General features: G+C 67.6%; 9 protein-coding genes. 4 read left to right on the forward strand and 5 right to left on the reverse strand.

Translation table 11 applies throughout. The annotated features are described in order from the left end of the window. Window positions 1-146: 146 nt before the first annotated feature. Both ACQP2D_RS43090 and ACQP2D_RS43095 read right to left on the reverse strand, forming a co-directional pair. Window positions 147-1,094 carry a DNA-3-methyladenine glycosylase family protein gene (locus tag ACQP2D_RS43090; RefSeq protein ID WP_433681625.1) on the reverse strand — a complete coding sequence of 316 codons (948 nt, stop codon included), beginning with the start codon at window positions 1,092-1,094 and terminating at the stop codon, window positions 147-149. 329 nt (window positions 1,095-1,423) lie between these two features. Then, entirely contained in the window at window positions 1,424-4,339 is a 2,916-nt protein-coding gene (locus ACQP2D_RS43095) for an FAD-binding and (Fe-S)-binding domain-containing protein (RefSeq protein WP_433681626.1), read from the reverse strand. 628 nt (window positions 4,340-4,967) lie between these two features. On the opposite strand from ACQP2D_RS43095, the gene ACQP2D_RS43100 reads away from it, so the two are divergent. After that, on the forward strand, window positions 4,968-6,848 hold the full coding sequence (locus tag ACQP2D_RS43100) for an ABC transporter ATP-binding protein (RefSeq protein WP_433681627.1): 1,881 nt from the start codon (window positions 4,968-4,970) through the stop codon (window positions 6,846-6,848). A gap of 164 nt (window positions 6,849-7,012) precedes the next feature. On the opposite strand, the gene ACQP2D_RS43105 is transcribed toward ACQP2D_RS43100, so the two are convergent. After that, window positions 7,013-8,008, reverse strand: coding sequence for an oxidoreductase (locus ACQP2D_RS43105; protein WP_433681628.1), 996 nt, complete (start codon window positions 8,006-8,008; stop codon window positions 7,013-7,015). An 89-nt stretch (window positions 8,009-8,097) separates the two neighbouring features. After that, window positions 8,098-9,168 (reverse strand): DNA polymerase IV, encoded by a 1,071-nt coding sequence (locus tag ACQP2D_RS43110; protein ID WP_433681629.1) that lies wholly within the window; start codon window positions 9,166-9,168, stop codon window positions 8,098-8,100. Between the two features lie 123 nt (window positions 9,169-9,291). Here ACQP2D_RS43110 and ACQP2D_RS43115 point away from each other — a divergent pair, with 123 nt between their 5' ends. From ACQP2D_RS43115 to ACQP2D_RS43125, 3 genes are read left to right on the forward strand one after another with little or no spacing between them, the layout of a single operon-like run. After that, window positions 9,292-9,891 carry a DUF1707 domain-containing protein gene (locus ACQP2D_RS43115; RefSeq protein WP_433681630.1) on the forward strand — a complete coding sequence of 200 codons (600 nt, stop codon included), beginning with the start codon at window positions 9,292-9,294 and terminating at the stop codon, window positions 9,889-9,891. Window positions 9,892-9,951: 60 nt separating this feature from the next. After that, on the forward strand, window positions 9,952-10,512 hold the full coding sequence (locus tag ACQP2D_RS43120; RefSeq protein ID WP_433681631.1) for a TetR/AcrR family transcriptional regulator: 561 nt from the start codon (window positions 9,952-9,954) through the stop codon (window positions 10,510-10,512). A gap of 22 nt (window positions 10,513-10,534) precedes the next feature. After that, a complete protein-coding gene (locus tag ACQP2D_RS43125) occupies window positions 10,535-10,978 on the forward strand; it encodes a PaaI family thioesterase (RefSeq protein ID WP_433681632.1) in 444 nt (147 codons plus the stop codon). A 72-nt stretch (window positions 10,979-11,050) separates the two neighbouring features. Here ACQP2D_RS43125 and ACQP2D_RS43130 read toward each other — a convergent pair whose 3' ends face one another. Continuing rightward, window positions 11,051-12,679 carry an FAD-dependent monooxygenase gene (locus ACQP2D_RS43130; protein WP_433681633.1) on the reverse strand — a complete coding sequence of 543 codons (1,629 nt, stop codon included), beginning with the start codon at window positions 12,677-12,679 and terminating at the stop codon, window positions 11,051-11,053. Window positions 12,680-12,748: the final 69 nt, after the last annotated feature.

Genomic DNA, 12,748 nt, shown 5'->3' on the forward strand with positions numbered 1-12,748 from the left:
CACGCCAGCACGGCGTTCCGGCTGTGCTGCTGGATTGCCTTCGGGTGCTGCGGTGGGTGACTGCCGAATCGGTGGCCCATCGTCGGCACGCCGCCGACCGTACGCCGGATGGTCTGGCGAAACGTGTTGTCCAGCAGCGGATCCGGTCAGTGCCAGGTGTGATCGGTGAGCGGGGTGCGCGGGCCGAACTTCGGCTTGTGCGCGTAACCGCTGATCTCCAGCAGGCGGATGGCCCGATAGCGGTGTGGCCGTAGCGGTTCCAGATATTCGACCATCGCGGCATCGTCGATGGGCTCACCGAGCAGGGTCCAGCCGACGATGGCCGCGAGGTGGTAGTCGCCGACCGAGAGGGCATCGGCATCACCGAAGGCACGCTGGCCGATCTCGGCCGCGGTCCAAACACCGATTCCGGGCACCGTCCGCAGGCATCGCGCGGCCACCGCGGGGTCCTCGGCGGCCGCCCGCTCCAGCGCATCCGCCAGCCGGGCCGCGCGCACGATGGTCTGCGCGCGCTGCGGCCCGACATTGGCGCGATGCCAGGTCCAGGACGGGATCCGGCGCCAGGTATCGGCATCGGGCGGCAGCAGCAATCCGGCGGGCGCAGGCCCCGGTGCGGGCGAACCGAACTGCCGCACCAGTTTTCGCCAGGACGCGCGGGCCGAGACGGTATGCACCTTCTGCTCGAGTACCGCGGGCACCAATGCCTCGAAGACCAGGCCGGTGCGCAGCATCCGCAGTCCGGGGAAGCGGCGGTGCGCGTCGACGATCTTCGGATGTTCCGGGGCGAAATCGGACAGGTCCTCGTCCAGGCACAGCATGTGGTCGAGGCCATCGAGGAATTCGGCCGCGCCGGGACCCCAGGCGCGGGCGTCGACCGCATGACTACCGGCTTGGGCGAGGCGGTAGGTGACCGGACCGGTCGGCATCCGGGAGGCATGCCAGTGCGCACCGTCAGGGGTGACCTGGTGACAGGGGTCACCGCGACCACGGGACAGCGGCGCGAGGGTCGGCGCGAGGTCGATCGGGCCGTCGGCGGTGACCGTCCTGGTCGGACCGGACCGGCTCTGGTCCGGTTCGGCCGTCTGATTGCGCACGGACCCATTGTGCCCGCAGGGCCTGCGCGCGGTCCTCCCGCCCACTGTTTGCGCATGCCGGAATGTTGCGTGGCGCACCGGAGTTCCGGCCCAAGTGTGCGATTCTTGATAGAGATCCGACATAATCCCAGATACGCCGTCATTTTGTAACGCGACAAATAACTGGGGCGATATTGTTGCGTTCGGCAAACAGCTGGCAGTCGCCATAACGGAGGTTTCTAATGATCACCACTGTGCTCAACTGGTTGCTCAATGCCTGGGGTGCGGTTTCCGCGGGCAGCTCGGGTTACCAGATTCCGCCCGGCGCCCTGCCGTTCGGCAGCTGACACTCACTCGCCGAGCAGGAATTGCGCAAGGTGTAGCCCGCGGCGGCCGCTCAACTGCGCCGCCTGGGTGCGACATGAGAAACCGTCCGCGACCAAGATCGAATCGTGGGCCGCGTTTCGCAGCGCGGGGAGCAAGCCATTCTCGGCGATCGCGACCGAAATGTCGTAATGCGCCGACTGCATTCCGAAGTTTCCCGCGAGGCCGCAACATCCGGTGACCTCGGTCACATTTGTACCCATGCTGGCTAATATTCGGCGATCGGCATCGAAGCCGAGTACGGCATGGTGATGGCAATGCGGTTGGACCACCACGGATTGTCCGCTCCGCGGTGGCGGTCGCCAGTTCGGCTGTTCGGCGAGGAATTCCGCGAGGGTGCGCACGGCCGCGGCGGTCGCGGCCGCGCGGGGATCCTCCGGCAGCAGTTCCGGCAGGTCCGCGCGCAGCACGGCCGTGCACGACGGTTCGAGGCCGACGACAATGCCACCGCCGCGCACGTGCTCATCCAGTGCATTCAATGTCGCCCGCAGTCGGGCTCGGGCGCCGTCGAGCTGACCGGTGCTGATCCAGGTGAGTCCGCAGCACACGCGCCGCTGTGGGATGCGCACGCGATAGCCGAGGGATTCGATCAATTCCACTGCGGCCAAGCCTATTTCGGGGTCGAAGACGTCGGTGAAGGTATCGACCCACAGCATGACCTCCCGAGACGCGACACCCTGCGCGTGCGAGCCGTCCGCCGATGACAGGCCGTCGGTCGACTCCGGCGATCGGGCGATGTCGGTCGACGCGATTGCTGGCGCTCGCCCGGTCGCGGGGTGAACTGCTCGCGGACGACTCGATGAATCCGCCTGCTCGCTCAGCTCACGCCAGATCCGGCGGAAACTGCGGTCCGCCAGCCTCGGAACCGCGCGGCGCGGATCCATTCCGGCGGCGCGCAAACCGATTCGGCGCAGCCATCCGATATCCGCCGATGCGTTTACCGCACGCGGCATCCGACTCATGCCGGCAAGCCAGCGCGGCAGCCAGCCCAGCGTGTAGTGATCGATCGGGCGCGGGCGGCGCCGGTACCGGCGGTAGAGCGCCTCGGACTTATAGGTCGCCACATCGACCCCCGCCGGACAGTCGGAGCGACATGCCTTGCAGGACAGGCACAGATCCAGCGATTCGGCGACCGCCTCGGACGACCAGGGGAGTGCGCCGCGCACCACCTCCTGGAGCACCCGCGCTCGGCCGCGGGTGGTGTCCTTCTCGTCGGCGGTGGCCAGATAGGAGGGGCACATGAAGCCACCGCTCGCCCGGGTATCGGCACGGCATTTGCCGACACCGACACAGCGATGTACGGCCGCGGCGAGATCACCGTTGTCCTCCGGAAACGCGAAACCACCGGCGCGTCCGATCGGACGCACACCGACCAGCCGCAGATCCGCATCGATCGGACGCGGGGCGACCAGTACGCCCGGATTCAATACCCCGTCCGGATCGAGAAGTGCCTTGTATCCCGCGAATACGTCGAGAGCGTCCTGGGAGTACATGGTCGAGAGCAGTTCCGAGCGCGCCCGGCCGTCGCCGTGCTCACCGGACAGTGATCCGCCATAGCGGACCACCAGTTCGGTCGCGTCGTGCAGGAATGCCCGAAAGCGTTGCGGCGCATCGACAATGGGCAGATCGAGCCGGACGTGGATACAGCCGTCGCCGATATGGCCGTAGAGCAGACCGTCCACACCGTGGTCGCTGGTCAGCGCGGCGAAATCGCGCAGATACGCGCCGAGGTGCTGCGGCGGGACGGCCGCGTCCTCCCAGCCCGGCCACGCCGGATGACCCCCCGGCGTGCGACCGGCCAATCCGGCCCCTTCGGCCCGGATCCGCCAGAGTGCCGCGGCGACACCGGCATCGGTGACGATCTTGGCATCGATCGCACCGACGGTCCGGCAGAGCTTTGCGGCGGCGGCATATGCCTCGGCGGCGGTATCGGCGACGGATTCGACGAACAGCCAGCCGCTACCGCGCGGCAGTTCCGGTACGCCGCTGGTGGCGCCGCGGTGAACCCGCACGATATCGACCAGTCGCGCATCGATGCCCTCGACCGCGATCGGGTCACATGCCATCACGGCCGCGACATCGTCCGCAGCGCTGGCGATATCGGGATAGCCGAGCACCGTGAGCACCGTGGCCCGCGGCAGCGGGACCAGCGCCACCGTGGCCTCGAGCAAAATGCCGCAGGTGCCCTCGCTGCCGACGAACGATTTGGCGACCGCCGAACCGCGTTCCGGCAGTAGATGTTCGAGGCCGTAGCCGGAGGCCTGCCGATCGAATCGGCCGAGTTCGGTGCGCAGCACGGCCAGACTCGCCCTGGTGAATTCGGGCAGCCCGGGGACTACCGACAGATCGGCCGCGAGCGTCCGCGCCGCACCGGTCCCATCGAGAATGCGCAGCTCACGCACATTGTCAGAGGTACGCCCCCACGCCACCGCATGCGGTCCGCACGCGTTGTTGCCGATCATCCCGCCGAGCGTGCACCGATTCTGCGTCGACGGATCGGGCCCGAACCGCAGCCCGTAGGCCCCCGCCCGACGCTGTAGTTCCGACAGGACGACACCCGGTTGGACCCGTGCCACCCGCTGCTCCGGATCCAGCTCGCGGACGGCATTCATATATCGACTGAAGTCGAGCACGATCCCCGGGCCGACGGCATTGCCCGCCACCGAGGTTCCCGCGCCCCGCGCGGTAATCGACAGCCCGTTGTCCCTGGCGAACTCGAGAGTGCGCGCCACATCCTCATCCGCACGCGGGAAGACCACGGCGGTCGGGAGGACGCGGTAGTTCGACGCATCGGAGGAGTACTCCGCGCGTCTGCGTGCGGACGCGTCGACCTCACCCGAGATCGTGCGCCGCAACCCCTCGACCAGCCGCTCCTCGTCCACCTCGCCAGCCTATGCACGTCCGCGCCACCACCGCGAGCTATCGGGATCCGCACTGCTACCGGATCCAAATTCGAGCGGGACGTGCCGAAATTCGAGCGCAATTTCGGCCCTTACGACACGATCCCCTTCTGTCTGCGGCGTGTCTTGCGCGCACTCGCCGATGCGATCGAGTCTGGGCGCGCAGTCGCCTTACGCTTCTAGTGCCTCGGTACCAAGCGGCCTGCGGCAACGCCAGGCCCAGCAGCCTGACTGCCAGGTGCAACACCGGAATTGCTTTCGGCGCGGCCCTCGGCATCGGTATCTCGGACGAGGCGCGCCGAGTCAGCTGAGGGAGTCGCCTTAGTGGCGGATCCAGTGGTTTCACCGGCTCGGCGGTCCCGAGGCTGCAGCGACTCTGGCGGTTCTGGCGGTTCCGGTCGGCAGCCCCGGCGCTTCAGCGGCTCGGGCGGTTCGGCGGCTTCGGGGCGACAGTCGATTCGGCAACAGGCTGTGTGCGGATTTTACAAAAGCGTGTGGCCGTTCGCTGTGCGCGGAATCGGCGCGGAATCGGCTTGCGCTCAACCTTTGTTGAGGTCTTAGTGTCGGTGGCCAGTAGTTCGATGGGTGGGGAGCGAGAGGGAGTACCCAGGTGAGTATCGAATCGGTGGCGTGGAGCCAGATGTACCGACGGGCGAACGCGCCACAGGAGCAGCGGCCGTTCCGGCTGGCGACGGCCGAGCGCATCCTGCGGTTCGCGGGGCCGCATCGCCGCCGGATCGGTGCGTTCTTGCTGTTCAGCGTGATATCCGCACTGCTGGCTGTGGCGACGCCGGTGCTGGCCGGTCGGGTTGTCAATGACATTGTCGGCGGGGCCGCGCCGCGGGTGGTGGTCATCCTCGCGCTGGTGATCGGCGGGCTCGCGGTGGTCGATGCCGCACTCGGACTGTTGATTCGCTGGCTGTCCTCGCGGATCGGGGAGGGACTGATCCTGGATCTGCGGACGGCCGTCTTCGATCATGTGCAGAAGATGCCGGTCGCGTTCTTCACCCGGACCCGCACCGGCGCGCTGGTCAGCCGGCTGAACAGCGATGTGATCGGGGCGCAGCGCGCGTTCAGCGACACCCTCTCCGGTGTGGTCACGAATCTGGTGACCCTCGCGCTCACACTCGCCGTCATGGTCCGCATCTCCTGGCAGATCACCCTGCTCGCACTGGTGCTGCTGCCGGTATTCGTGGTTCCGGCGCGGCGGATGGGCAATCGGCTCGCCGGCATGCAGCGCGAGGCGGCCGGCCTGAATGCGGCCATGAGCACCCAGATGACCGAGCGGTTCTCCGCACCGGGCGCGACCCTGGTGAAGCTGTTCGGGCGGCCACAGCAGGAGTCCGAGGAATTCGCGCTGCGGGCGCGTCGGGTGCGCGATATCGGAGTGCGCACGGCGATGCTGCAGACCGTCTTCGTCACCTCGCTGACCCTGGTTTCGGCGCTGGCGCTGGCCCTGGTCTACGGACTCGGCGGCTGGTACGCGCTGCGCGGACAGCTGGATGCCGGTGCGGTGGTATCGCTTTCGCTGCTGCTGACCCGCCTCTACACTCCGCTGACCGCACTGGCCAGCGCCCGGATGGAGATCATGTCCGCGCTGGTGAGCTTCGAGCGGGTCTTCGAGGTGCTCGATCTGCGGCCGCTCATCGAGGACGCGCCCGATGCCGTAGCGGTGCCCGCGGGTCCGGTCGCGGTCGAGCTGGACGATGTCAGCTTCGGATACCCCTCGGCCGACAAGGTGTCGCTGGCCTCGCTGGAGGATGTCGCGACGCTGGACACCCGCGGCGGGGTCGAGGTGCTGCACAATGTGTCGCTGCGGGCCGAACCCGGTCAGCTCGTCGCGCTGGTCGGCTCCTCGGGCGCCGGGAAATCCACGATCGCCCAACTCGTCTCCCGGCTCTATGACGTGGACGGCGGTGCGGTGCGGCTGAACGGGACCGATGTGCGCGCGCTGAGCACGACCTCGATCCGCGATACCGTCGGCCTGGTCACCCAGGACGGCCACCTGTTCCACGACACGATTCGCGCCAACCTGCTGCTGGCCCGCCCGGAGGCGACCGAGACACAACTGTGGGATGCGTTGCAGCGGGCCCGGTTGCGTGATCTGGTCGAATCACTGCAGGACGGTCTGGACACCGTCGTCGGCGAGCGCGGTTACCGACTCTCCGGCGGTGAACGCCAGCGGTTGACCATCGCCCGGCTGCTGCTGAAGCAACCCCGCGTGGTGATTCTCGACGAGGCGACCGCATCGCTGGATTCGACCTCGGAAGCCGCTGTCCAAGAGGCGCTTTCGGAGGCGCTGGACGGCCGCACCGCACTGGTGATCGCCCATCGCCTGTCCACCATCCGCGCCGCCGACCAGATCCTGGTGCTGGAGGACGGCCGAATCGTGGAGCGCGGCACGCACACTCAGCTGCTGGCCGCCGACGGCCGCTATGCGGAGTTGTACCGCACGCAGTTCGCGGAGGAACCGGTCACCGTCGCGGCCTGATTCGCGCGCACCGCGCAGCCCGGCTCGGGTCCTGGTCCCAGTTCTCGGCGGCGGCCCCGAGCGCAGATGCGGGAAGTCCTGGGCGGCCTGTTCGGCGGCGGGGCGCAGGCCGTCCGAACACTCGAGCCCGGCTCGATCACATCGTGCCGGGCTTCCGGTTGCGATCAGAATTCGCCAGCGACACCGAAGACGGTGCGGCCGGAATGGGCGCCGTGCTGGATGGCGCGCAGCACCTTTTCGGCGTCGGTGATCGGGGCGAAGTTCTCGATGGCCGAAAGGTGCTGGGGCCGTAGCTCATTGGCCAGTCGCGACCACAGGGCGCGGCGCTTCTCGATCGGGACATAGGCGGAGTCGATGCCCAGCAGCGATACGCCGCGCAGGATGAACGGCATGACGGTGGTGGGCAGATCCGAGCCCCCGGTGAGGCCGCTGACCGCGACCGAGCCGCCATAGCCGATGGCACTGAGGATGTAGGCGAGGGATTTGCCGCCGACGCTGTCCACCGCACCCGCCCAGGTGGCCTTTGTCAGCGGGCGGAGTTTGGCGTCGGGATCCTCCGGCAATCGGCCGATCACCTCGTTGGCGCCGAGTTCGGCGAGCAGATCGCCCGCATCGGTCTTACCGGTGGAGGCGATTACCTCGAAGCCGAGACCGGACAGGATATCGATGGCCACGCTGCCCACGCCGCCCGTCGCGCCGGTAACCAGCACCGCGCCGGTCTCCGGGGTGAGTCCGTGATCGAGCAGGCCCTGCACACTCAGTGCGGCGGTGAATCCGGCGGTGCCGAGCGCGGCAGCGTCGCGGGTGTCCAGACCGTCCAGCTTGACCACCCAGTCGGCGGGCACCCTGGCGTATTCGGCGAAACCGCCGTTGTGCGAAACGCCGATATCGTAGCCGTGCGCCACCACCAGGTCGCCCGGGGCGAAATCGTCGACCTCGGAGGAGAAGACCTCACCGGTGATATCGATGCCGGGAATGATCGGATAGTTGCGGACCACGCCACCGCCCGCGGTGATCGCCAGTCCGTCCTTATAGTTCGCGCTCGAGTAATGCACCTTGATCGTGACTTCGCCCGGCCCGAGGAAGTCCTCGTCGACCTGCTGCCGAGTGAGCACGATCCCGCTGTCCGATTCGTGTGCCACCATCGCCAAGAACTCCATGCCGACGAGCATACGAGCGTGGGCGCCTCCCGGGACAGATCCCGCGACCACATCGACCCGTCCGCCGTGTCGATACGAAGGCTTATGCCTCATTCGGGAACCAGTTCGAGTCGGACGCCAAGGAGGCGGATCGGGCGATCGAGTTCGAAGCGATCGATGATGCGCAGGGCGGTTTCGACGATCATCGCGATATCGGTGGTCGGCTCGGACAGCTTTTCCTGCTTGCTGCGGGTGTAGAAGGTATTGGTGCGGACGGTCACCGCGACGCGCAGGGGGATGCGACCGGCGGCGGCCATCTCCTCGGCCACCTCGGTGGCCAGGCGCGCGACCTGGGCCCGGATCTCCGCCGGATCCGTCAGATCGTGTGGGAAGGTCTCGGATTTACTGCGCCCCACCGGAACTCGCGGTTCGGTCGTCACGTCGGTATCGCCCTTGCCGTGACCGAGAACCCACAGATACGGCCCGGTATTCGGGCCGAATTCGGCGGCGAGGCGATGTCGGTCGGCGGCCATCAGATCGGCGACGGTTTCGATGCCGAGTTCGGCCATCCGGGCCGCGATCCGACTTCCGATGCCCCACAGCGCATTCGTCGGACGATGCGCCATGACCTCGACCCAGTTCGCGGCGGTGAGCCGGAACATGCCCGCCGCCGCGCCGTCGGTATCGGCGGGTGCGGCCGAGGATTTGCCCGCGGATTTGGCGAAACCGGTCGCCAGCTTGGCCGTGAGTTTGTTGTCGCCGATGCCGATGGCGCAGGTCAGATCCAACTCGGCAATGGCGCTTCGGATTTCGCGCGCCAACTGCTCGGGATCGTCGGTATCGGCGGCGAGGAAGGCCTCGTCCCAACCCCATACCTCGACGCGGCCGGGGAAGGTCCGCAGCAGCGCCATGACCTCATCGGAGGCCTCCTCGTAGGTGGCCATATCCAGCGGCAGGAAAATCCCGTCGGGACATTTGCGCTTGGCCGAGCGCAGCGCCATCCCCGCGCGCACCCCGAATGCCCTGGCCGGATAGGACGCGCAGGTCACCACCTTGCGTGGCTCATCGGGATCGCCATTGCCGCCCACGATGACCGGCTGGCCGCGCAGCTCGGGATGGCGACGGAACTCCACCGCCGCCTGGAACTGGTCGAGATCAACGTGCAACAGCCACCTGGGCATATGTCCGTCTTACCGCATCGCCATGACAGGTAGCGGAAATTCGCCGCGAACATCGGTTGATGGAGCGGGAACGAGTCCGGCGAACCGACGTACGCTTTCCCGAGGACGAACAGGGGAGCATGCATGACCGACGCACCGGACAACCTGCCCGCGCTCAGGGTCGACGATATCGATCGCGAAGTGGCGGCCCGGCAGCTGCAGCTCGCCGTCGACGAGGGCCAGCTCGACCTGATCGAGCTGGATAAGCGGCTGGTCGCGGTGTACTCGGCGCAGACAACGGCCGAACTCGTCGCCGTCACGGCCGATCTGCCGGTGGTCGCGGCGGCCCGCGAACCGATCGACTTGCGCACCGGAAGTGGCGCGCGGGTCAAGGACGGCGAGTGGATCGTCCCGGCCGAGATCACGGCCGAATGCAGTTCCGGCGGTATCACATTCGACTTCACCCGGGCGCTGTGCCCGCATCGCGAGGTCGCGGTGCACGTATCGGTTGGGTCCGGCACCGTCCAGCTGATCGTGCCGCGCGGCTGGCGGGTCGATCTCGATCGGGTACAGGCCAAGAGCGGCGCCATCAAGAACAAGGTGACCGAGGGCGGTCTGCCCGGGTCGCCGCTGCTGCGGGTCGATGGCGAGATCGGCTCCGGGACGGTGGTCGCGAAGTATCCGCGCCCGCCGCGGCGATCCTTCCTGGCCTGGCTGCTGCGTCGGCCCCGTCCGACTGCCTGACCGTTCCACGGTGACCGGCCGGGCATTGCGCCGTCCGCAAAACAGAACTAAATTCTGGTTGTGAAGATTCGAGATCGGTTGCTGCTGGCAGCCGAGCGTCAGTTCGCGGAACAGGGGCCGCTGGAGACCACACTGACCCAGATCCGCGATGCGGCGGGCGCCAGCGTCGGCGCGCTCTACCACCACTTCCCGGACAAGGCGGACCTGTATCGCGAGGTATGGGCGCATGCGCTCGCCGACTATCAGGAGCACTTCTGGGGTGTCGTCGGCGAAAGTACCGACGCGCGAGCCGGAGTCACCGCCGGAGTCGTCGAACATCTGCGTTGGGTCACCGAAAATCAGTACCGCGCAACGGTTCTCAATTCCGCTCGGCCGCCCGGCGTGCGCGAGAGCGAGAGCAACCGGGAATTCCTGCGCAATGTCATGCGCTGGTGGCGCACCCACGCCGGCTACGGCGCGGTGCGCGATCTCGATTTCGATCTCCTCTATGCCCTGTGGCTGGGCCCGGCGCAGGAGTACTCCCGGCATTGGCTCGGCGGCGAAATCCGCACGGCCCCCATTGATGTCGCGGGTGAACTCGCCGACGCCGCCTGGCAGACGCTGGGCATCACGAACAACTGAACCACTCGCCAACGGAGACCTCATGCCCACGATCACCCTCGACCTGGACTTGGCGCGGCAGGTACTCGCCGCACAGCCGTTCGCACAGCTGGTCGGCACCGAGATCGCCGCATTCGGCGACGGCGCCGCGACCCTGATCATTCCCATCCGGCCCGAGTTGGGCCAGCAATTCGGCTTCGTGCACGGCGGTGTGGTGTCGTATGCGGCCGATAACGCACTCACCTTCGCGGCCGGTACGGTACTCGGCGCCAATGTCCTCACCGGTGGTTTCACCATCACCTACCTGCGTCCGGCGGCGGGCACCCGGCTGCGCGCCGAGGCCACCGTCACCGGATCGACGCGCCGCCAAGCCGTCGTCTCCTGCGAAATCTATGCCGAGAGCGCGGATGCGGAGCCGGTCCTGTGCGCGGTCGCCCAGGGCACCGCGCGTTCCGTCGAGCGCGAACTGGCGGCGAACGGCAACTGACGCCGCGGGTCATCTCGCGGCACGGTCGACTTCGGGTGGTGCACAACCTCCGATGCACCACCCACCTCGAAATCAAGCAGTGGCCTTGGTGTCGAGCGCCGATGCGGTATCCGATGACCAGCCCGTGAGCGACCGTATGGTTTCGCACAGCGACCTCGGGTACAGACCCTCATCCGAGCGCGCGGCCACATGTCCGTCGGGACGCACCAGCAACGCACCGCCTTCGGGCAGACCGGTGCAGGCACTCCATTCGGCGGCCAACCCGTGCACGGCGATGTCGATTCCGGTCTCCCGCTGGGTGTGCGCCGCGGCATCACGCCAGGCTCTAGCGGTGCCCGCGATAAGGAGCGCGTAGCCGGGCCCGCAGAGATCCAGGGTCGAGGTGGTCTGCTCGGCATCGATCCACACGTGCGGCAACCGCGTGCCAACCTGACCCGTCAGCCGATCGACATGCGGCTCGACCCATTCGACGCCTCGAACGGCCCGGTGCGATACCGCATCCGATGAGTAGCGAAAGCGCGACATCACCGCCCCGAACTCCAACATGCGCGCCATCCGGTCCGCATTGTCCGGGGTTTCGATGCCGTAGCGGGTGCGGAAGTCGGCGCCCAGATTGGCCTGTTCGGCGCCGATGATCGCACGCGGCCACCGTTCGACCTGATAGGAGTCGAGCAGTGCGGGCGCGGCCGCGCCGGAGCGGACCATCGCCAGCTTCCACACCAGATTGTGTGCGTCGGCGACACCGGTATTGCCACCGTAGCCACCCCACGGTGCGTGCCGGTGCGCCGCGTCGCCGGTGAGGAACACCCGGCCGCGCCGGTACTCATCGGCCACGAAACTGCCGGTGTCCCAAGCACTTCGCGCCAGCAGCTCGACCGCGATATCGGGCACGCCGATCGCGGCGCGGATCAGCTCGATACATCGCCGGTCCGAATAGTCCGCGGCGCTCTCGCGCGTCGGATCGTATTCGAGGTGGAACGACCATTCGTCGGTGTTGTTCTTGGACAGGACGAGTCCGCGCACCGTGTCATTGCTGATCTCACACTGGCTGAACGTGCGACCGCCCAGTACACCCGTGAGATCGGTCCGCGCGAAGACATTGATGTAGTGGTGCGTCGGTGGCACTTCCCAGCCCTCGATACCCAATGCCCGACGAATCGGGCTGGCCGCGCCGTCGGCGGCGATGAGATAGTCGGCCCGGAGCACCGAAGTAGTGCCCGCCGTGTCGCGCAAGGTTGCCGTCACGCCGGCATCGTCGGGCTCGAATTCGACCAGCTCCACCCCGAATCGGAGATCACCGCCGCGCTCGCGGGCCTGCTCGGCGAGCACCGGCTCGAGCAGCACCTGCGGCAGAAAGCAAAACCGCGATGGACTGGGATCGGCAGCCGTCATTGCCCGCGCCAAATGACTGATATCCAGCGGCTGGGCCGCGATGAGGCTGGTGCCCGTGCTGGCACCGCCGAAGCTGCCCGCCCGCAGTGCGGTCGCGGCGGCCCGCTCGACCCGATCCGCCACCCCGACCTGGCGGAACAGCTCAGTAGTCCTGGTGTGCAGACCGCGCGCCTTGGGCAGCACCGACGCCTTGGCCCGGCGTTCGACCAGAACATAAGGGACACTGTGGTACTCGAGGAACAGCGCGGCCGACAGCCCGACGAGTCCGCCGCCGACAACGAGTACGGGAGTCTGCTCTGTAGTAGTCATGTCCCGATCGTGTGCGCGCGGGCTTGCATCGCCCTTGCGTCGCGATCACGGTGACCATGCACGCGAAAA

This window comes from Nocardia sp. CA-119907 (assembly GCF_050955995.1).
In the GTDB taxonomy this organism is placed as follows: Bacteria; Actinomycetota; Actinomycetes; order Mycobacteriales; family Mycobacteriaceae; genus Nocardia.